16 protein-coding genes and 4 pseudogenes are annotated in these 21,335 nt (G+C 62.5%); 12 read left to right on the top strand and 8 right to left on the bottom strand.

Annotation, left to right across the window (positions count from 1 at the left end):
- Nucleotides 1-15 precede the first annotated feature (15 nt).
- The 10 genes and pseudogenes from ACLMAJ_RS28390 (at nt 16) to ACLMAJ_RS28345 (ending at nt 11,423) form a co-directional block, all read left to right on the top strand.
- A complete protein-coding gene (locus ACLMAJ_RS28390) occupies nt 16-624 on the top strand; it encodes a hypothetical protein (RefSeq protein ID WP_412016916.1) in 609 nt (202 codons plus the stop codon).
- Between the two features lie 318 nt (nt 625-942).
- Nucleotides 943-1,707 (top strand): SDR family oxidoreductase, encoded by a 765-nt coding sequence (locus ACLMAJ_RS28385; RefSeq protein WP_412017091.1) that lies wholly within the window; start codon nt 943-945, stop codon nt 1,705-1,707.
- 221 nt (nt 1,708-1,928) lie between these two features.
- The gene (locus ACLMAJ_RS28380) at nt 1,929-2,678 is read left to right on the top strand and encodes an alpha/beta hydrolase (protein WP_412016915.1); all 750 of its coding nucleotides are present in this window, start codon (nt 1,929-1,931) and stop codon (nt 2,676-2,678) included.
- 502 nt (nt 2,679-3,180) lie between these two features.
- On the top strand, nt 3,181-3,813 hold the full coding sequence (locus ACLMAJ_RS28375; protein WP_412016914.1) for a TetR/AcrR family transcriptional regulator: 633 nt from the start codon (nt 3,181-3,183) through the stop codon (nt 3,811-3,813).
- A 272-nt stretch (nt 3,814-4,085) separates the two neighbouring features.
- Nucleotides 4,086-5,071: pseudogene (locus ACLMAJ_RS28370) on the top strand (acyl-CoA dehydrogenase family protein); the annotation flags it as partial.
- Nucleotides 5,057-5,961: pseudogene (locus ACLMAJ_RS28365) on the top strand (IS256 family transposase); the annotation flags it as partial. The pseudogenes ACLMAJ_RS28370 and ACLMAJ_RS28365, both read left to right, overlap by 15 nt.
- Nucleotides 5,962-6,395: 434 nt before the next feature.
- Entirely contained in the window at nt 6,396-7,637 is a 1,242-nt protein-coding gene (locus ACLMAJ_RS28360; RefSeq protein ID WP_412016913.1) for an AlbA family DNA-binding domain-containing protein, read from the top strand.
- 1,390 nt (nt 7,638-9,027) lie between these two features.
- Nucleotides 9,028-9,231, top strand: a complete 204-nt coding sequence (locus ACLMAJ_RS28355) for a hypothetical protein (RefSeq protein ID WP_412016912.1) — start codon at nt 9,028-9,030, stop codon at nt 9,229-9,231.
- 628 nt (nt 9,232-9,859) lie between these two features.
- A pseudogene (locus ACLMAJ_RS28350) lies at nt 9,860-11,016 on the top strand (IS3 family transposase).
- An 80-nt stretch (nt 11,017-11,096) separates the two neighbouring features.
- Entirely contained in the window at nt 11,097-11,423 is a 327-nt protein-coding gene (locus ACLMAJ_RS28345) for a transposase (protein WP_412016911.1), read from the top strand.
- 994 nt (nt 11,424-12,417) lie between these two features.
- On the opposite strand, the gene ACLMAJ_RS28340 is transcribed toward ACLMAJ_RS28345, so the two are convergent.
- The 7 genes from ACLMAJ_RS28340 to ACLMAJ_RS28310 form a co-directional block, all read right to left on the bottom strand.
- Nucleotides 12,418-15,564, bottom strand: coding sequence for a M14 family metallopeptidase (locus ACLMAJ_RS28340; RefSeq protein ID WP_412016910.1), 3,147 nt, complete (start codon nt 15,562-15,564; stop codon nt 12,418-12,420).
- A 7-nt stretch (nt 15,565-15,571) separates the two neighbouring features.
- Nucleotides 15,572-15,805: a hypothetical protein gene (locus ACLMAJ_RS28335; protein WP_412016909.1), complete on the bottom strand. Its 234-nt coding sequence runs from the start codon at nt 15,803-15,805 to the stop codon at nt 15,572-15,574.
- 1,057 nt (nt 15,806-16,862) lie between these two features.
- Nucleotides 16,863-17,225, bottom strand: coding sequence for a hypothetical protein (locus ACLMAJ_RS28330; RefSeq protein ID WP_412016908.1), 363 nt, complete (start codon nt 17,223-17,225; stop codon nt 16,863-16,865).
- Between the two features lie 4 nt (nt 17,226-17,229).
- Nucleotides 17,230-17,418 (bottom strand): helix-turn-helix domain-containing protein, encoded by a 189-nt coding sequence (locus ACLMAJ_RS28325; protein WP_412016907.1) that lies wholly within the window; start codon nt 17,416-17,418, stop codon nt 17,230-17,232.
- A 470-nt stretch (nt 17,419-17,888) separates the two neighbouring features.
- Nucleotides 17,889-18,059, bottom strand: coding sequence for a hypothetical protein (locus ACLMAJ_RS28320; RefSeq protein ID WP_412016906.1), 171 nt, complete (start codon nt 18,057-18,059; stop codon nt 17,889-17,891).
- 147 nt (nt 18,060-18,206) lie between these two features.
- Nucleotides 18,207-18,692: a hypothetical protein gene (locus ACLMAJ_RS28315; RefSeq protein WP_412016905.1), complete on the bottom strand. Its 486-nt coding sequence runs from the start codon at nt 18,690-18,692 to the stop codon at nt 18,207-18,209.
- Nucleotides 18,689-19,024 carry a hypothetical protein gene (locus tag ACLMAJ_RS28310; protein WP_412016904.1) on the bottom strand — a complete coding sequence of 112 codons (336 nt, stop codon included), beginning with the start codon at nt 19,022-19,024 and terminating at the stop codon, nt 18,689-18,691. Before ACLMAJ_RS28310 ends, ACLMAJ_RS28315 begins: the two co-directional genes overlap by 4 nt.
- Before the next feature lie 168 nt (nt 19,025-19,192).
- On the opposite strand from ACLMAJ_RS28310, the pseudogene ACLMAJ_RS28305 reads away from it, so the two are divergent.
- Nucleotides 19,193-19,771, top strand: a pseudogene (locus ACLMAJ_RS28305) (ATP-binding cassette domain-containing protein); the annotation flags it as partial.
- A gap of 57 nt (nt 19,772-19,828) precedes the next feature.
- Entirely contained in the window at nt 19,829-20,722 is an 894-nt protein-coding gene (locus ACLMAJ_RS28300; protein WP_412016903.1) for a hypothetical protein, read from the top strand.
- Nucleotides 20,723-20,728: 6 nt separating this feature from the next.
- Here the strand turns inward: ACLMAJ_RS28300 and ACLMAJ_RS28295 are convergent, their stop codons facing one another.
- Nucleotides 20,729-20,917, bottom strand: a complete 189-nt coding sequence (locus ACLMAJ_RS28295; RefSeq protein ID WP_412016902.1) for a hypothetical protein — start codon at nt 20,915-20,917, stop codon at nt 20,729-20,731.
- Nucleotides 20,918-21,335: the final 418 nt, after the last annotated feature.

Here is a 21,335-nt window from a genome sequence, read left to right as displayed (position 1 = left end):
CAACAGGAGAGATCAGTGAAGACCCTGACGGATGACGAAACCGACGAACAAGAGAGCGGCGTGCGCAACGACAAGGCTACGTCGGAGCCTCGCAAGGAACCGCGCCGCTTCGCGATTCGGCAGTCCACCATCATTTCCGCAGGGCTGGGCATCGTTGCTGTGACCGCAATAACCGTGCTTGCGGTCCTTTTGGCCACTGTTCGCGGCGAATTGGCCGACCGCGATTCCCGTGCCGCTGACGAGGCGCACAGCAAGACGGTGGCGATGGACTATGCGGTCGGAGCTTCGACGATCGATTATCGCGACACCAAGGCATGGTATGCGAAGTTGAAAGCCAACACCTCATCGCAGCTCGCGAGCAGATTCGATGCCACCGCAGCGCAACTCGATCAGATCCTGATGCCCTTGCAATGGGCCTCGACGGCTCGTCCGATCGCCGCGGTTGTAACCGAGTCGAACTCGGGGATATACAAGATCAACGCGTTCCTGAACGTCACGTCCACCAGCGTGCAGACGCCGCAGGGCGGGCAAACTACCGTCACCTATTCGCTGACGATCGACAAGAACTCCGGATGGAAGATCACGGAGGTGGGTGGCCTGGAAGGCGCGCTGCCTGTGAAGTGAGCACTCGAAATGAACGTCCGGTGCAGCACCGGCGCGATATGGAAGGAGGCAGCTATGAACCGCGAGAGAACGGAGGAGGTAGCCCTGGACTTTTGTCAACGGTGAAAGAGAAGTCGTAGCAGCCCTGACGTAGTTTCGAGCAGATCAGCTCTGTCGCTGCCGAACTCGGCACCACCGCGATCGCTGATCTGACCGTCACCGTCGAACACGTATCGGTTCCCGTTTTTCCGCTCGGTCATGTGTTAACCAATCATTGGAGATAAGGAAACGATGACTACAATTAGTAGAGTAATCGGCAGTCTTCAGCCGGAGGCCGTGATGGAGTACCGCCGAGGTTGCGCGAAAGCGTCACCGCTCCCGCGATTGGCTGGTAAGACCGCGATCGTCACCGGTGCCGCCGGTGGTATCGGACTCGCTATCGCGAAAAGGCTTGTTGCAGAAGGAGCTGGGGTGTGTCTGACCGCCCGTGATCCGAACCTGCTACACGCAGCCGTGGACGAACTCGGCGGGCGCGACAACGCGGTTGCCGTTGTCGGCGACATCGACGATGTCACGCATCAGATCGAGACAATGCACCGGGCGATGGAAGCATTCGGCTCGATTGACGTACTGGTCAATAACATCGGAGCCAACCCCGCCGCCGGATCGTTGCTCGAGCTCGACTACAAGTCCGCCGGCAAGGTGATCGAGTCGAACTGCATTTCCGCCATCTCCTGGGTACAGCAGGCGCACAAGGCATGGCTTGGTGAGCACGGAGGCTCGATCGTCAACATCACCTCCATAGCTGGGCTGAAACCTGCGCCAGGGATCGCCTTCGAAGGCGCGACCGCGGCGATGCTGATCCACCTGACGCGAGAACTCGCCGTCGAACTCAGTCCCCACATCAGAGTCAATGCCGTAGCGCCACCCACCGTATGTCCGGGGTTCGCAACAGTCGATCCGAGCCGGCGTGCGATGCAGAACAGCCTGCTGTCGGCGAAATGTAACACCGAGGAGATCAGCGGCGTAGTCGCCTTCCTGGCCTCCTCGGAGGCAGCGTGGCTGTCCGGTCAGATCATTGCGATTCAGGAGGTGCTGCGGTGAGCAGGCGAGGCCGTGAAATCGGTTGCCTCCCCATCAGCGACGAGGCCAAGGAGTTTTTGATCGGCCATCGTGCTGCCAGGATCCCGGTGCGCCTGACGTCTCGTAACGTGCGCTTTATTCGCAGGGCCTACAACCACGGTCGACGGCCGATTGCCGAACTGGAGACCAGGTTCGGCGTCCGAGCGACCACCGCGACTGCTGGTGGTACAGAGGTGTGGACAATGACCCCGCGGCAGGTGACCGGTGGCGACACCTACGCAATATTTCTCCACAGTGGAGGCTACTTTCTCGGCGACGCACGCGATGAGCTGGCGGTACTAATGGCTGATGCGCTCGAGATGCCCTTGATCTCGATCCAGTACCGGCTCGCGCCGGAAGCCCCTTTCCCTGCAGCGCTCGATGATGCAATTGCCGCGTATTCGGCGATCGTTGCCGAGCGGCCGTCGAAGTTCGTTTTGGTGGGTGCCTCAGCGGGCGGTGGGCTGGCGTTGGCGCTCATGCAGCGCATCCGAGAGCTCGGACTTCCTGAGCCGGTAGGCCTGGGATTGATGGCCCCGTGGACCGACCTCGCACGAGTCGGTACCGGCGAGCACAGTCTCGAAGGACGTGACCCCCTCATCAGGTGGCGCGGCCAGCTCGACAGGGCAGTTCGGGCCTATGCAGCAGGAACGAGCGTGGCCGACCCTTTGCTCTCACCGGTACACGCCCCCAATTTGCAGGGTTTTCCACCCAGTATGATCGTCACGGGAACCCGCGACCTGTTCTTGAGCGACTGTGTCCGCATGTACTGGGCTCTACGTGCCGCCGACGCCCCGAGTCACCTGCGGATTTGGGAGAGCATGTGGCACACCTTCTGCGATCAACCCGACATCCCCGAAGCGGTCGATTGCCGCAAAGAAGTCGCGACCTTCCTACGCAAGACCTTGAGCATCGAGTCGACCGCCGACTCGGTCGCCGCCGATCATGCCTAGCAATGGATCCGGGAATCGGATGACCGTACAGCCGCAATCAGGCACCGGAAACGATGGGCCAGCGTCCTGGTCTACCAGAAATACCGGACGACCACTGGCGGGAGAGTGTCATGAAATCCTGAAGTACGACCGAGCAGTCGTCGTGAGGACGTCAACCACTCCTGCAGGCGACAGGCGAACGGCACACCAACGAGCACGACCAAGCTCCGTGGTGACCAGGGGCGCTGTGCCGACCGCGATCCATGGCCGGAACGGTTAGGCGGTCGAGCCGGCAAAGTTCGACCTCGGCGATTCAACGGAAATGGAGGCCCAACGGGAGGGCGGCCTTGGATGTGACGAATGCCGTGGATCCCGCGGTCTCCCGACAGCCGTTGCTAACCCGGTCCGAATCCACCGCTCGTAGGTCAACGGGTGCCCTTGATTTCCGCTAACGACGCCCTATCTACCTAATCGAACGATAACCTAGCTGGCGATGAACTGATCGCTTGATTAGTATCGACAGGTGACCAAGCAGCCCACTTCAAAACGAGCGACCAGGCCTTCGGGACACGCGACGCGCGCACGGATTCTTGCGGTAGCTCTGGATCTGTTCTCCGAGCTGTCCTACGATGGCGCGTCCCTGCGAGACATCGCCGCGCGAGCTGGAGTAACACAGCCTCTGCTCAATTACCACTTCAGTACGAAGGACGAGCTGTGGCGGGCGGCCGTCGACGTCTTGTTCGATGACCTCACTCAGGTGATGGCAGCACGCGTGGACGGGTTGAGAGGGGTTGATGAGGTCAGTGTCGCGAAGCTGTTGATTCGTGAGCTCGTCTATTTCTCGGCCGAGCATCCACAGATGAACCGCATCATCAACCAGGAGTGCAAGGTCGACAGCGCTCGCATGGATTGGTTGGTCGAGAAGCATGTCCGGCCACGCTTCGAGCAAGCGACCGCTTTGCTCGAATACCTCGTCGCCGGCGGTCACGTGCCCAACATCCCTGCCGTGCACTTCTACTACATCCTTACCGGAGCCAGCTCGAACATGTTTGTCCTCGGACCCGAGTGCCGCCGCCTCTCAGGGGTCGACCCCCGCGCCCGCGAAGTCGTGGAAGCCCATGCCGACGCTGTCATCGCGCTACTGTTCGGGCGCTGACGAGCTCAGCTCCGGTTCGGGCATCGGAATGGACTCTGTCGACCGCCAATCACTGCTCGATGTTTGTCTGGATCCGGACGGCCCGCAGGTTCGGGCGGTGCCGCGCCGGATCGGTGATCTGCTCGTCTGTTACGGCATCGCGCGGGATCGAGGCTGCCGAGGATCCGGCCCGGATGCGGGTGGAGGCAATCGCATCGCAGGTCCGGCCCTATGTGCTCCGCGAGCTGGAACGAAGCCGGCTCGCGGGAGTGCAATCCGATCCAAGGGGAGTCGCCGCAGCGACCTGCGAACTGACCCTCGGCGGTCACGGCACACCGGCGGTCGGCTACCTCGTCGGCGACAAGTACGCCGGCATCGCGCAGATGTTCGATGTGATCGAGTTCGCACGAATGATGGTGGGCACCAAGGCCATCGCCACCTTGTCGACGGGCTACCTCAACGCCCTCGACTACGCCAGGACCCGCGTTCAGGGCGCCGACCTGACGCAGATGGCCGACAAGACCGCTCCCCGAGTGCCGATCATCCGCCCCGCCGACGTGCGCCGGTCGCTGATGCTGCAGAAGGCCTACACCGAAGGCCTGCGCGCGGTGTACCTCTACACCGCCGTGCACCAGGATCCCGAGGTCGCGCGGCGGGTTTCGGGCGCGGACGCCGAACTGGCCGCCCGGGTGAACGACCTGCTGCTGCCCATCGTCAAAGGTGTGGGCTCCGAACGCGCCTACCAGTACCTCACCGAATCGCTGCAGACCTTCGGCGGCTCGGGCTTCCTGCAGGACTACCCGATCGAGCAGTACATCCGCGACGCCAAGATCGACTCGCTCTACGAGGGCACCACCGCCATCCAGGCCCAGGACTCCTTCTTCCGCAAGATCGCCCGCGACCAAGGCGTCGCCCTGGCACACATCGCCGCACAGATCCAGCAGTTCGTCGACGGTGGCGACGACCGGCTCAAGGCCGAACGCGCCCTGCTCGCCACCGCGCTCGAGGACGTGCAGGCGATCACCGCCACCCTGATCGGGCACCTGCTCGCCGCCCAACAGGACTCCACCGAGCTCTACAAGATCGGTTTGGGATCGGTGCGCTACCTGCTCGCCGTCGGCGACCTGCTGATCGGGTGGCAGTTGCTCGCCCACGCCGAGATCGCTCTCGCCGTGCTCGATCGCTCACCGAGTGCCGCTGGTGGCGACTTCTACCGGGGAAAACTGCCGTTGCTGGATTCTTCGCCCGCAACGTCTTGCCGCAGCTCACAGCCACCCGAGCGACCTGCTATCTGCTCGGGGTATCGACCCGACGGATGGAGAAACTCGTCGAATCACTCGGCGTGACAACACTTTCCAAATCGCAGGTGTCGATGATGGCTCGTGATCTGGATGCCCAGGTCGAAGCCTTCCGCACCCGCCCCTTGGACCAAGGCTCCTACACGTTCCTCGCCGCCGACGCTCTCGTGTTGAAGGTCCGCGAAAACGGTCGGGTGGTCAACGTCCACGCCCTTATCGCGACCGGGGTCAACAATGACGGCTACCGCGAAATCCTCGACCTGCAAGTAACTTCCGGGGAGGACGGAGCGGGCTGGCTGGGGTTCTTCCCAGACCTGGTTGCCTGCGGCCTGAGCGGAGTCCAGCTCGTGACTTCGGGCTGGTGGCCGCGATCGGGGCCACGTTGCCGGGCGCGTCCTGGCAGCGTTGCCGCACCCACTACACGGTCAACTTGATGAGCCGCTGCCCGAAGGCCTCGTGGCCGTGGGTCCGCACATTGTTGCATTCAGTATTCGATCAAGCGGATGCCGAATCGGTTGCCGCGCAATATGACCGGATGCTCGATGCCCTGACCGAGAACTGTGATCACCTCGATGCGGCGCGGGCGGATCTGCTGGCGTTCACCGCGTTCCCCAAACAGATCTGGCGGCAGATCTGGTCGAACAATCCGCAGGAACGGTTGAGCAGGGAAATCCGCCGCCGCACCGACGTGGTCGGTATCTTCCCTAACCGCGGCTCGATCATCCGCTTGGTCGGGGCGGTGCTGGCCGAACAACATGACGAATGGATCGAAGGACGCCGCTACCTCGGCCTCGATGTCCTGGCCCGCTCACGCGGGCTCACAGCCACCGACGAGCAGGAGGACCCAGCCCCAGCAGAACTCACGGCCTGACCGATATTTCGGATCATGTGGCGACCACCCGAGTTACACCACGCATTTGGACTTGACCCATGGCGGACCCGGGAGGGCAGTGGCGGAAGGGACTTCGTTGTCCGGCCTCGGCTGGCCGCGATGGTTCGAGTGCGCGTCGCTCACGGATGCCGTTCGCCCAGAACCGATCTAGTCACCTCTGTGCCTCGGGTGGTGGCGTGCACCGGCTCGATGGCTGGCCAGCAGGCGGCGACCGTTGACGATCTCCACAGGAGGGGTCTTCCTTGGCGAGTTTGCCCAGCCAGCCAGTCCCCCCGCAAGTAGTTTCTGAAGTCGCGCAAGCCGTATCGGTCGGCCCAGCCGGTCCGTGTGCCCGCGACCGTTGAAAGCGGCGGCAACCCGGGGCGATTCGAGTCTCCTCTGGCGATGTCGGTTCCACTTCTTACCCTTGTCGCATGACGTTCACTGCACTTCATCGGGTCCTAGGCGTAGCTCCGGGACCACTGACCGACGAGCTGCTCGACGAGGCGGTAGCTCAGGGTGTCGAGGAGACCGACGATTTGGACTGGAAGTTGGAATTGCTGCCGGTGAAGGGACTGCCGCTAACGGACTTTCCCAAGGACGTTGCGGCTATGGCCAACAGTGGGGGCGGCCTTATCGTCTATGGTGTCCGTGAGTCACAAAAGGCTGCGACTGAGCGCGTCGGTGTCGGCGAGTGCGACGAGGGATACGAGCGCGCACTGCGCGTTGCCGCGGTCAATGCCATCACTCCGCCCGTGTTCGGCTTGAAAGTGCATCGACTCGGGTCCGGTGACAAGCGAGCCGTGGCGGTCGAGGTACCGGCAAGCGTCGACGGTCCGCATCTGATCTACAGGAACGACTACTTCGGCGCGCCGCTGCGTAACAACGCCGACACTGTCTGGATGAAGGAACGCCAGCTCGAGGCGATGTACCGGGCCCGCTTCGAGGAACGCCGTCATGCCACCGAGGCGTTAGACAACCTGTACGTTGAGGCAGCTCGCGGCCGGGACACCCAAACACGGGCATGGATGATCGCCGTTGGGCATCCCCGAGTCCCTCGACTCCAGAACCGCCTTAGTCGTGACGATGTCCGCGACGTGCTGACTCAGACCGAAAAATTGGCAAAGACCTACGCGTGCGACGGAGTACATCCTCTGGCCAGCGTGGACCGGCTGAACCCGCGTCCTGGTCTTCGCCGCTGGGTTGCGCCCAATGAGGCTACCGGCGATCGAGCGGTTTGGAAGGAGGCATGGGCCAGCGTCCACCATGACGGGTCGGTCACCCTAGCTGCCGCGATCGGTGGACACATGATCAGCAGCGATACCTACCTCGACGGGTGGCAGGTGGAGGCATCGGCCATTGAGGCTGGTGTCGCCGACCTGATGGCACTGGTTAAGGTCGCTGCGGAAGCCACCGGCAATGATGAGTACGACATCCGTGTCGGGGTCGAATGGGCAGGTCAGGATGCGCTGGTACTCCTGGCGGGCGCCCCCCGCTACCCCTACCAAGGCATCCCACTGCATGGATATTCGCCCGTCGAGATGAGCGTGGACGTGACCGAGCCTCCATCAGACTTCTTCTGGCAGGTTCATGACCTGGCCCAGGACTGTGTAAACCAGGGTGGTATCTCCGAAGTGCGGCTGATCAACCCTCCGGCTCGCGACGAAGAACGGTAGCCGAGGCTGTGGGGAGCCTGCGGCCGCATGACACGCGAAACATGGGCAACCGGAAACCGCTTGGTAATCGCAGAACGACTGCGGGGCCGATGTGTCTTCACCCACTCGGCCTGGATCCGTGCGCTTTCTTCAGCGACCTTGTCCAGCAGGCGATCTCGATGGAAGCGTCGGACCTGCTGAGCGAACTTTCGGTAGGGAAGTCGGCGGGGAGAAGGACACCACGTCATCATCGCCTCCTTCAGGTGTGAACCGCCACCGAGTTTGTGCTCAGGCCCGCATTGCTGCGCCTACTCGCGCCGCTCTGTGCGCCACCCAGTGCGGCGGCGATCAGCAGTCGCAGTACGGGCGTGACCCATCCGGGAACAGGCTCGCCGCGGTCGTGGCGGCGTGGGCATCGAGGCGTATGTTCTCTCGTCCGAGTACGGGGTACCGGCGGGTCCAGGGTGAGGTGCCGGTCGAGGGGCGGTGTTCAGTCGGTCAGGACCACGTTGTGGTGGATCCAGCGTTCGTCGTGGGCGGCGGTGTGTCGGTCGCACTACTCGTCAGCCGAACATATCGGGGTTCCGCAGTTCACTACCCGGCGGCCAGCGCGCGCTGATGTGCCGCGACGGGCCGCGCACCTGTCCTCTACAGTCGATTTGAGGGCAAGTGTTTATGTTCGAGCACCTTCGAATCGATCTGTGCCACAAGACGATTAAAGAAAACTATCCACCACTCGACGCCACCCTTGTGGAGGCGCCCGGGCGTTGTGCCCCTGTGCACGATCTCACCACGAATGTCGTGGACGAATTCGTCCAGCGTGCCCCGCACTTTCTGATTGCTAGCGCCTCGCCACGAAACACTGTGGAGGGCATCCGGGAGACCGATCGCGAGGTCGAGTAGCTTCTCCGTGTTCGAGACGTTCGGAGTGTTGAGTCGGTTTGCATCACGCTCAACTGCGGCGAGGGCCTCGGATTCCACCCATCGCCAGCGAGCACCCACGGGTTCTTCACTGCCCCAAGTTCGGAGCGCAGCCGATGGGGCAGCTTCGTGTGGTCAGAACCGATTCGCTTCAGTAGATCATTGAACCCCTCGATCGCAATCTGCTCGACATAGTTCTCCCAAGCTGTGTGCAGCAGCACGATCGCGGACCGGAGCAGAGGACCCGTGTCGCCCGCTGGCCGACCGGGTGATCCGCTCTGAGCTGGGTGCGCAACGAGCAGGTTCTGGACGTCCTCCATCAGCGATTTGTACGTCATGACATAGGCGTTCGAGAAGAAGGTGAACGGCCCCGGAATCGATTCCACCACCTCGCCATCGTGCCTTGGGCAGCCCGCCAGACATGAGGCGGCGTCCGGACTGAGCGCTGGAGCGGTGGAGCCGTCAGCCTGACACGCAGGGACATCGGATATTGGTCTTGCATTCGAAGGGCAGGAAACACGACGATGCCGCTGCCGCCGATCATGTCGCCGAGGACCTTCTGCGCATGTTCGGCGTACTGGTCGACGAAGCGCACGAGATCTGCCAACTCCCGCTGCCCTCGCTGAATTACCTCCAACACGACGGCAGCGCAGCCTCAACGGGCACAATGGCAGATCTGGCTAGACCGGCATAGATGGCAACGGTCGACGGCTGCTTTCGGCAGCCGGTCCGATTCCGGAGGGACCGCCGAATTCCTAGACAGGTCGGCAGATCCCCGCCTGGTGCTTCATCAGCCGCAGGGCTAGGTCGCGAGCGCTCCGAAAGTACCCAACTTCCCTGGTTCACAAGGCTGCACACCGCGTCCCCTCGTCGGAGCAGCTAAGCCTGCACGCGGGAGGAGAGTGAAAGTGGCAGTGGAACAGGACAGGGAAGGGCGGGGCCTGCGAGTGGGCGACCCGGCCACCGTGTGCAATCAGCGGGCCTGCCGCTTCTAGTGTCTGTGCCGGAAGGCATTTCGATTGCATGTAACTCGACGTGGAGAACGCGCGGACACGTGTTATCCGTGCGATCGACCGCTGCGGCGTGAACCGCATCGCAGGTTGGACGCCGCGCTCAGCCGGTGTGTCAGAGCCAGCGGGTCTGGTCATGAGCACGGACATCGTCTACGAACGGCATGACGGTCCTGTCCCACCTGTCGTGATGCAGAACGGATGGCCAGCGGGATGGGACTGCTGCACGGATAGGTGACATCTTGACCTGCCCCATCCCTTGGGTTCCGGTTCCAGTGGCTAACTGACAGCCTTTACGAAAGGCTGAACGCCGTGCCCCGCCCCTACCCTCCCGAGTTCCGTGCGCGAGCAGTCGCGCTGGTACGCGCAGGCAGACAAGCCAAACAGACAGCCGTCGAGCTAGGCATTCATCCAGTGACGCTGTCGAAATGGGTCCGTCAAGACGAGATCGACCGTGGATTGCGACCCGGTACCTCCTCTACCGAGTCCGTGCAGTTGCGCGCAGCGCGGCGGCGGATCTCTGAACTGGAAAGCGAGTTGGCGATCATCCGCCAAGCAGCGAAGTTCCTCGGCGAGGACAAGCCTCGCCCAAAAGGGTCTACCCGGTGATCGACGCTCTCGTCGACGCCGGGGCACCCGTGGACAGATGCTGCCGAATCCTCGGAATCACCCGACAGAACTACTACAAGCACAAACGCACCCCGACCACACCCACCCAGCTGCGGCGCCAGTGGCTGACCGGACTGATCCGTGAGGTCCACGTCGCCTCCCGAGGCACCTACGGGTACCGCAGAATCCATGCCGAACTCACCCTCGGTATGAGCGTGACGGTCTGCTCGCGAACGGTGTCGGTTCTGATGACTCAAGCCGGCATCTACGGGCTGCCCGGGCCGACGCGGGTCAAACGCCTGCGCGGCGTCGCGACTGCCGATGATCTGGTTAACCGCAAGTTCCACCGGCTGGCACCAAATGAGTTGTGGGTCACTGACATAACGCAACACAGGACTCGAGAAGGCTGGGTCTACTGCGCTGCGGTTCTCGACGCGTTCAGCCGTAGGATCGTGGGCTGGTCGATCGATTCCAAGCAGGACGCGACCTTGGTGGTCAACGCCTTGGACATGGCTATCCGTAATCGCCGTCCCGCTCCCGGCGGGGTCGTGCACGCTGACCACGGCACCCAATTCACGTCCTGGGTCTTCGGCGAGAAAATCCGCTCCGCGGGCCTGCTGCCCTCGTTCGGCACCGTCGGCGACGGACTCGATAACGCGATGATGGAAAGCTTCTGGTCCTCGATGCAGATCGAGCTACTCAACCGCAAGAAATGGAAGACCCGGATCGAGCTCGCCAACGCGATCTTCGACTACATCGAGATCTTCCACAACCGCCAGCGGCGCCACTCCGCCCTGGGCTACTCCACTCCGATCGAGTACGAACTATCCTTCGACAACAACATCCGCGCTGTCAGTTAGCCACCACAACTGGAACCTAACTAGTGGGGCAGGTCATCTGATCTGTGGTGCCGAAAGGCACTGCTGGAAGGATGTATACCGTGCCCAAGCCCTACCTCAAAGAGTTCCGTGACGACGTCGTCCGCGTTGCACGTAACCGAGAACCAGGCCACAAGCTCAAGCAGATCGCGGCCGATTTCGGGATCAGCGAGTCCTGCCTAGCCGGCTGGATCAAGCAAGCCGACGTCGAGGACGGCATCCAACCGGGCACCACGAGCGAGCAGTCTGCCGAGTTCGATGCGTTCTCGCCCGGCCAGTATCCACCTCACGCCGCGTGCGAGGCTTCCGATGGCCTGCGTTCCGCTGCGATGCCGACCTGCGAGGGGGATGCGAATGTGCGTGCCAGGTCCCTCACCCCGACCGGGTAACACCTCTTCGCTGAGCAAGTCGGCCCACATCGCGCTGAAGGCACCGGATCAAGAAGAGCGCGTAGCAAAGCAGTGCACAGGCGTGCGGATTGTCGGAAGACCCTTCGTCAGTTCAGGTCGGGACTGCCTCGGAGTCGTATTATTCAATCGCCGAACATTTGCAAACCTGTCAATGTCATTCCAACTGGATGACCTTGAACCATTGACAGGAGTACCGGCGTAAAGCGATGCTGAAACTGTGTCAGGGCACCATGATCCGACTCCAACTAGCTGTAGGACCAACACAGCATCGGCATTCGATCGCGCATATGCGCTCCGGATCATGCCCTCGGCTCCTTCCGCGTTCGTACCTATGCATCAGCGATTGCCCGCTCGGTCCAACCGCATTGCAGCGCAGAGCATTTCGTCGATCCTCGTAGCCGCGCATTTGCGCCACGGGGAAGGAATCCGGCCACCGACCTGGACACCGAAAACGTGTATGGTGACGGCATGTACACGAAAAGTGTGCATATCTGCCGCAATCACTGTGTCCTATTCCCCCTCCGGACACAAAATTGTGGCAAATATGCCTCAGAAAAGGTGTCCAGGCACAGCCTGGACACTCATCATTGGATTTCCCTCGCGACCTGCGGTTCACCCCCTCCGGGGGTGATCTGTGTGAGCTATGACACACTCGCGCCGGTCATTCCGTCGTTCTCTGCATTCCGCCAGCGATCCTCAGCCGACTCCTTGGGATCAGCACGACGACTGCCGACGTATGGTCGCGGGGAGGCATTCGAGCTGGCTACGCCAGCGCAGTCGCACAACGAAGCGAATGACATGGTCCACGCATGTGATTTATCGGTCCTTGCCCAGCTACTTGAACGCGAGGAACGCTGGATGCGCGGTAATAGCCGCTGAGGGGGGCATTTGAGCGTGCCTTTCCGGTGCCCGGGGTGTCCTGGTCGCGAGATTCGGGAACCGTGGCTGACGGCGCGCAACAAGCAGCGCATCATCAATGCCTCTCTGGCTGACCAACCCGCGATCGGGCCGCCGCCCGCCGTCGACACCAGCGGCGGCGCAGAGCTCGGACCAGCGATATGAACGGGGAGTAGCACTTTCGTAGGAAGCAGAGAGGAAGTCGCCCACCGCCGATCGAGCCCTGCCCGGTCGGGGATGGCAAGACGGTGTCGGGATTCCCACCGAGACCACGTACCCGTTCGGCGATCTGCGCGAGATAGCGAACGAAGACCGGAGACCAGCGGCTGGACGCCGGGATGTCGCGCGCGATCCAGCGCAGCACCGACAGCAGCCGCAGCTCGATTGGCAGCAGTTCGGCTTTGGTCCGGACCGGGATGTCGATCTGGAAAGCGCCGTCCACCCGATCCCAGCGCAGCAGTTGCTCGCCGCCACCAACCGCAGTGAGGTCAGGTACCTGGCGATTTACCTTCGTTGGCGTGAGCTGGCGGACCCGCACCGTGAACTGCTGTCCCCTGCGCACGCCTGCGGGTACCTCGACGGTGAGCAGACCTGCGTGGTCGCCACGCAGACTGGGTGGGATCGGAAGGTAGGTCACCGTCTCAGCGGCGCAGGCAAGCGTGTGTGCGTCGATCCGCTGCAACCGGGACCGACCGACAGTCCTATCTGCCAGAGCGAGAACGGCATCGGCGTCGACCGTGGGCAGATAGACCTGGGCGGTCGAACCGGCCGGCAGACCGTCCCAATCGATCATCAACTCGGTGGGTTCGGCTGAGAACGTCGGTGTCGAGGCGATCTCGAACGTCTGCGGCGCACAGCGTGATCCGTCGTCGCCGGGGTTGGGAATCGATACCCAGGCGAGGTTGCGCTGGGCGAGTTTGTCGGTCGTGGTCGGATCGACTCCGGGGGGAATCGTAGCGGGATCGAACGCGATCTCGGCGACCAGGCACTGGTGCGGGCTCCGCACGATCGCCTCCTGTAGCGACCGCAGTGTGACCGACTGGAACCGGAACGGGCCGTCCACTTGCGTGGGCGGTGTCTGCGGCAAGATCTTGTCGCTGGGATGGTTGATGTCGAGCAAGCAGCCGAAATACGCCTCGACCTCGTTGCCGCCTGGATCAGGCTTAATGGTGCGCACATTCTTCGGATCGGTCTGCTTGATCATGCTCTCCACGGCGGTGTCCACACGCGGAGCGGCGAAAAAGGGGACAGAGACGTACTCGCCGCCACGTATGCCGGGAAGAGCGATGGTGCGGCCACCGGGCGTGCCCATGGGGAATCGGCGGTAGACCGTGGATTGGTCATAGCTTGTATTCGTCGACTGCGCCTGCATGAGCCGGAAGAAGACGCGGGTGTCGGGGGCATCCTGCGTTAGCCCGCGCATGCGCACCCGGGCCAGCGCGAAGTTGTACACCAGCCGGTAGGTCGCGTCGATCGGGGTCAGCTCTAGCCGCGACCCGGCTTCGTCCTCGGGCAACTCGTCGAAACTTTCGCCGCCCGCGACCCCACCGCCGTCGTTGAGCTCGTCGATCACCGACTCGATGAATGTGTTCGGGTCAGCGAAAAGCAATTGCCCGAACCGGGCCTCGGGGAGACGGACGGTGAAGACGCGCAGATCCACACTGAGCCACCAGGTGGGACCATCGAGCATGAACGGGTTCGCTTCTCTCTTGAACAGTCGCAGCACTCCCGCGGCGGTGGCGGTCTTGCCAGCGGCGGTAACAGAAGCCCCTACCTGCATGTCTTTGGAGGCGCCAGGGAAGTTGAACACCGCGTCCGAAGCAAACGACATTTGGCACTGGTATCGGAATCGCTGCGGGCGTGCAGGCAGACTCGGGTCCTCTGGGATCACGGGCCCGGTGGAATGCACCGACATGCCTGACTGCGACGACAGGGTCTCGATTGTGACGGTAAGGGCCGTCGGAGGTTCGTCCAGATTGTCTGTGGTGAGCCCCAATTCGTCTGTGGTGAAGCCTTCGACCACCACCCAGAAGGCGGGATCGAACTCGGCCGGCTTCGTGTCGGTGGGGTGAGCGGCGAGCACCTCGTCTTGACTGTAGGTGCTGCGTTCGATCACCAGGAAGCACTTCTTGACGCTGGCGGCAGCCTCGATGCAGAGCTGCACAAGACCGGCTGTCACTTCGTCGATGATCTGCCGCATCTCACTGTAGATCGGATGGGAGGGTTCGGGTGGATTTTGATTACTGCCCCATTCGATGACGTGGGCGTAGATCTTTTCCCGGGTCTCGTCGGTGAAATGGCGACTGTAGGCATAGTCGGTCGATGCGCCCGATACCGGGTACGCCCCCTTTTTCGATTGCCATACCTCGTACGACCGTCCCCGCACGGACCGGATCGCCTCCGCCATCGCATCCGCCAGTGCAATCGCCCGGGCCTCGTCTTCGGGAGGAATGTACTCACCGTAGTTGTCGTGGTCCGCACCGCGTTGGCCGTCGAATGCGGCATTTCGGAAGTTCATCGACTTGTCGGTGCTCTGATTGTCGTCGTTGCCCCAACTGTAAAGGATTTTTTCACCAGAGCTGTGGACGTCGACGAAGAACTGGGTGGCAAGGAACCGGTCGAGAAGCCAGACGACGTTCTTCGTCTCCGGCTCCGACTCAACTTTGTGACCGATGTAGTTTTCAGGCTCGCACGGCCATATCGAACTGTGCACCCCCGACTGGGTGTCGAAGTAGCGCGTGAAGTCCCACAGGAAGTCGAAGTTGCGGTTCAAATCAACGCCAGGGCAGCTGTCAGACGACGGATCCTTCGTGCGACGGTTCTTCCGCCAATCCGAATTGCTGCCCCCCTCCATGCTGAAGGCGCGGCCGTCGGGGTTCGCCTGCGGAAAAACTACGATATCGAGTAGCTCGACGATCAATTTCAGCTGTTGGGCGCTGAACGATTTCGACCCGATGTCGAGCCCCGACCCCGTGCGGTAGGCGTCGGTCACCTGTTCAACGAAATTTATGAGAATATCGGAGCTTCCCCATTCATCCGCATGCAGTCCGCCCAGCAGCATCACCGCGATCCGACCCGATCCAGAACCCTTGCCGATCTTGATCGCCTGACAGCGCCGCTCCTCCCACGTCGGGTGGGGCAGTTCGATCAACTCGGTGAATCCGGCATTGACAACGCTGGAGACGACGAGTGCAGACTCGACCTTGAGAACGTTCAGGTACATGATCGACTCACTCCATGTCGGTGGCGCTCTGGATGTACCGATTGCCGCGACCGACCTCGCGCTGACGTTCCCGGCCCGCCAGATCGACGTCCTCGTGACGCTCGACGTCATATCCTGCAGCGATCAGGTCCGCGATAGCAGACTCCTCCACGATCGCGTCGACGGAAAATCCGCGCTCCTCCGATTGCCTCGCTCCATGCTCAAGTAGCCTGAGATGGCGTTTTCGAACCAGATCCGACATTCGGTCGCGATCGGCCGCGGAAATGGTGATGCGATATCTAGCCGTCATGTTCCCCTGACGGAATCGACCCAATCGCCGAAGGCGTTGAATCGAGTGGTTCATTCCCGGGACGCCACCTACAGTAAGGCCCGTTAATCCTTCGAAAACGAGTAATCGACTACCTGTTTCCGCACCGCTGGAGCAGCCGACAATTTGCGTAGAGCTTCACCATCGCAGGCGCGGTCACGATGGGTCGTCTCGGTCTTCGTCAGGCGGGACTTGCACCTCGCGGGAGCGCGGCAGTCGTCGTGTAGGCGGGCCGAGCCCCTTCTGGATCACACGGCTGCGGGCAGCGCATGTACGGCACGAGCTCCAGCGGGCCGTACGTTTCCTCCAGCTCTTCCAACGTCTGGCAACGCCGGGTCGCACCGGAGGGAATTCGCGGCTGTCCGAGTGTGGCGCCCCGACCAACATGTACGAGGAGCTGGCCGAGGTTGCGCGGGCCAGCTTGAGCGGCCGCACCGTCGCGAGCCTGCGGGGCACCACCGACCGCACTCTGGCCGGATTCAACCCAGCGCAACCAGCAGGATGTGAGCATCGCCAAGAATTACGCCCGATACGAACCCGACACCGTGGTCTCCCGGATGCACAGCAGGCCATACCGTGCGAATGAGGTCGCGACGCGGTGCTTCCATAGGGGCCCGTTGTCGCAGCGATGGAGCGCACGCCATATGTCGGCATCCTATTTCCCCAGGCGCAATATCCGATGTTGGCGATATGCGGGTAGGTGGTCGATTCGGGTGGGCGTTGGGCCAGCCACAGACGCGTGTGGTGGCAGGTGTCGGTGATAGCCGGGATATCGAGGGCTGTACTTAAGCGTTCGAGCATCTGCTGGGTGTGTTCGGGAGTGCCTCGGAGTACGACGTCGACAGATCGTGCGGCGGTCGCGGGAGCGAAGTAGACCCGCCGCAACCGATAGAGCGCCCACGGGCTGTGGAAGATCGAGTTGTTGCGGTCGGCGAAGTTCCCCCGCCAACGGCCCACAACTTGCGGTCGTGGCCGATGCGCAGGCGCTACCTCAGAACCAAGGCGCGATATTCTTTCGCAACTCAATCGGTCGCGGATGAATGCGGTAAAGACCGCCCGGGTCGATCGTCATGCCCCACCCGGCGGGACAGTCCGCAATCCGCCAACCGTCCTCGGCCGGAAGACCGATCCGCGTCGGGTCATAGGGTGTGAACCCGAAAATCCGATGGATACTGCTCAGGAACGTCAGATCGTCACCCATACGCAGATCACGCCCGCGAACGGTGATGTAATCCTTCGGCTCAGGCTTGACCCGACCCGCCAGATAACTCTGAGTGGTGAAATGCCACCCCGCCTGTTTCACAGTCGGTTCCTCGGCCGGAAGCTCCGACTCCTCGACAACCTTCCGGTTCATGCCGTCAGGCCCGGTGACGTACCCACAGCTTCGACAGACTCCATGTCGAGAACGGCCACCCCAGGTCCCGGGGGCAGCACCGGGCGATCTGACAGATCCGTTCACGCGTCTTCGGATCGGTCTTGCTCGGCCCGCCCCCGCTCCATTTTGGGTCCAACGCACCGAACCCATGGGTGTTGAAGTCGTGAATCACTTGCCGCACATAGGGGTTCGGAGACCTGCATCAGCTTCGCGATCAACCCCACCGGTTGATGCTGCGCCGAAGCCATCACCACCACCGCACGCCGCATCCGCACCGGCTGTTTACTGCGCCGCGCGATCTGAGCCAACTTCCGCCCCTGCGAATTCATTCCGGCTCGAGCAACCGGTGCGCCTATTGGCTGGGCTCGATCTTTTGGCCAACTCAAAGCAGAGCTGGCCGAACGCAGCGCGGGCGCGTGCTGTTGCTGCCAGCCTGAAAGTTGGCGGCAGCGCAATTGGTGACGAAGCCTTGTTGGGCGCATCGCCGGCCGGTGGTGCGCCCAGGGCTCGGGGTCTGCGCTGGCGGGAGATTGACACGATGGGCGCGTATTTGGTCGCCGATGCGTTTGATCGGCTGGTGCGCGTTCATCAGGAAGGGGGTGCGTGGCGTGAACGCGTTCCGGCCGTTGCCGCGCTGCGACTTCAGTGTTGGCGCGGACCCCAGTACTGCACGCTCAGCATCTGGCCGTCGGTCTCGGGCTGGACCGACATCACGCCGGGGATGTTCTCGATGTGTCCGGGCGCGGTCTCGAACTGCGGGCCGGGCAGGAATCCGAGGAGAGCTGACAGGGCCGATACAATCAATGTGAACATAACCACTCCAATCAATCGTCTGCCGTATTTCGGCAGCACAAACGACCGCATCCAATCGAATGCGGGCAAAACGGATCAGCGGAAAATCAGGCGGATCAGAACCCCGCGCAGGCGACGATCACGAACGCGGTCGCCGGAGTCAGCGCATCAGAGGGGGCCAACGAACCCGGTCTCCAACGAATCCGGCTTCTGGTCGGTCTCGCTGACGTCGTCGTCGGGAACCTCGGGCATTCCGATATCGCCGAGTGCGGCGAGCAGTTGCGCCAATGCGTCGAAGTCGGTGGCGTCGGGCATTTCGACCGGCTCGGTGGTCAGGTGTGCGCTCTTCGCAGCGCTCACGCGGTATTGATTCGCATCCTCGACGGTGTCGAAAGCGTGGACGTGGAACTCGTTGCTCGCACTGCCTTGTTGGATCACGACATGCACCGCGGCGCCCAGTACCAGCGCCTCGCGGGGTGTTTTGACCCGCACTTGGCCGTCGAGGGAGTGCACCTCGACCCGGACTTCGCCGGACTCGAGGGCTTGGATGCTGATCAGGCCGCCACTGGTGGAGTGGGAGAACTCGATGATCTGTTCGTTGGCCTGCTGATGCTCGGACGCAGCGCAGGATTTGATGACTTCGGGACGTTTCACGACTCGACACCTTTGCTTTGAGAATCGTTGTGCAACACTGGAATCAGTGGCTCGTACACCTCGCGGGTACTGAAATCAGGGATCGACTCGACGATCTCCTCCAGATGAGATTCCAATTGACGCAGCGCGCTGCGAGAGAAACCTTCAGGGAATCCGCCCCCCTCGTGGGCTCGGTCCTCGTTGTCGGAGCGCGCGTCGTAGAACGTTTTCACTGTGTCGAGGAACGGCAGCACCTTCTCCAGCGCATTCCAGTCGATCCCGTCAGACATTTCCACGACCTGCGAGGTCGGATCCCCGTCCCTCCCGCAGTCCGCGCGGAACTCCTCGGCCATGCCTTGCTCGTCGGCCGAATGCAAGAACAACTCCGCGAGCCTGCGACGGCTTCACCAGCACGCAGACCCTCGTGCACATCAAGGGTGCGAATTGCGCCGCGCCCCTGAGCCACCAGGTGAACCAAGCACATTCATCCACCGATGCGCTCTGCTACCAAGCCGAAGCCAGACGTGGACGAGGGCGTGGTGCGCGTGGGGGGCGTGGACGTGCGCGCGATCAGCACCGAGGTTTTGATGGCGCAGATCGCCATCGTCTTCCAGGATGTCTATCTCTTCGACGGCACGATCGAGGAGAACGTGCGTCTGGGCCGCCCCGACGCCGACGAAGCCGAGGTGCGGGCGGCAGTGTCAGCGGCGCGGTTGGACGAAGTGATCGAGCGACTGCCCGGCGGATGGGCGACGAATGTCGGCGAAGGCGGCGCACTGCTGTCGGGCGGTGAGCGCCAACGTGTTTCGATCGCGCGAGCGCTGCTGAAGAATGCGCCCATCGTGCTGCTCGACGAGGTGGCCTCGGCACTGGACCCGGTGAACGAAGCGGCCGTCCACGAGGGTGTCGAGCGCCTGATGGCGGGCCGGACGGTGGTGATGGTGGCACATCGGCTGCGGACCGTTCGACGCGCCGATCACATCGTCTTTCTGGACGGAGGTCGGATCGTGGAGGAGGGCAGCCACGACGAGCTGGTGCGCCGCGGTGGCCGCTACGCCGATTTCTGGGAAGTTTCCATGGCACCGGTAGTGAGTGAGTGATTAGGATCTGCCTACGCTGATGGACTCTTTTGCCACACCCGTTCTGGCGTGGGGCGGGTGGTCGGGATCGGAAGGTCTGAATTGCTGCGCCGGGTTCTTTCCGCAATGCACCAAAGAATCATGGGGGCGGCGAAAGGTGTGGCCGAGGTCGCCGAACAGCCTTTGCGGAACGTCGGTCGCGAACTTCGCCAGGTAGCTGGGGGCACGGACGGGAAGGACAAGGATCTCGCGCGCGAGTACGGCTGGGGCGATTCGCGGGACCAGGCGGGCGCGGGGCCCCGACTCGCGGAGCCTACACGGGGGTCGGCGGCCAAGGATGCACCACTGATTGTCGCGGATGAGTTGCACAGAATCCACTTGTCGGGTGCCAAGGCAACATGGACGAATTTCCTTCCCCGCTTCATCCCTGTGCGGAAGTTCGAGGCATGGATTCTATCCAAAACCGAAGGCCCCCTCCCGCCGCTGAGCCCGGATTCCGGCTATAACTGCCGTGAAATGATTCTGTGGGCCGCGGCCAAGAGCAACGTTCTCACCCACGCCCAGCTTCGTAAGCAATACGCATCGTTATTGGGGAGGAAGGCGCTGCGTTTTCGAAAGGAAGGCTTTCTGCCGGATAATTTTCCGCAGAAGATGCAGCAGGTCACCCTTCCCCATGAAAGGCGTGCCTACAACCCAGCGGACTCGGACAGCCCTCGACCCCAGCGCGGGGATCTGATCATGTGGGAGGGATGGGGTGAAGGGAACGCGCACACCGCGATGGCTACCGGACGTCTCATCGGCCCGGACCGGGATGCCGAGGTGTACTCGTTCTGGCCGCCACCGAAAGGCGAGGCGATTCTCGGCACGCAGACCGATGCCGTCCAGATCACGACGGTGAATGCGCTGACACCCTACGTCGAGGTGCCGGGCGTTCCACCGCTGCCGATCTGGTTCGGGCGGGGGCCCTGGTAGCGCGTGTCAGCGCACCGAATGTCCATCGATCAGCGTTTGGTACAGCGTGAATGCGGGCTTGGGGCGGTAATCGTCGGTGGTGATGCCGAGTCGGCCGGTGGGTTCGGGTGCGGCGGAATCGGTGTCACGCAAGGCGAAGAGCTCGTAGTGGGTGATGCCGTGGACATGGGCGACGTCGATGATTGTTTCGAGCATTTGCTCGAGGCTGTCGGCTTGGTGACGGGCGGAGCGGTCTCGGCCGGTGGGGGTGCCGTTTTCGACGATGTGCAGGGCACCGGCTTGATCCGGAGCGTCGGCCCTTCGGCCGTGGGATGGTTCGGATTGAATAGCGTTAGGACCACTCATAGATGCAGGTCAGGCCCGGTATTGCACCGGGCCTGACCTGTTTTATCTGAGCCAACCCCGCGTTTACCCCACGGTTTGGATTAGAATTCGTGGCACAGGGTGGAGCGTCTCTGTCGCTGTGTTCGGTGCCGAACTGTCGCAGACGGTGGTGCTACTCGGTGGCGTCGTCAGGTGTGGATGCCATCGTCTGTAGGGCTCCTTCGTACCGAGTTCGGGCCAATAACCCGGACCGGACCGCGCTTCGTGCTCGTCACGCACCGGCGTCTCT

It is taken from the genome of Nocardia arseniciresistens (genome assembly GCF_046764875.1).
GTDB lineage: Bacteria > Actinomycetota > Actinomycetes > Mycobacteriales > Mycobacteriaceae > Nocardia > Nocardia arseniciresistens.
Note: the sequence above shows the minus strand (reverse complement) of the source record. Positions and strands in the feature narration are given on the sequence as shown.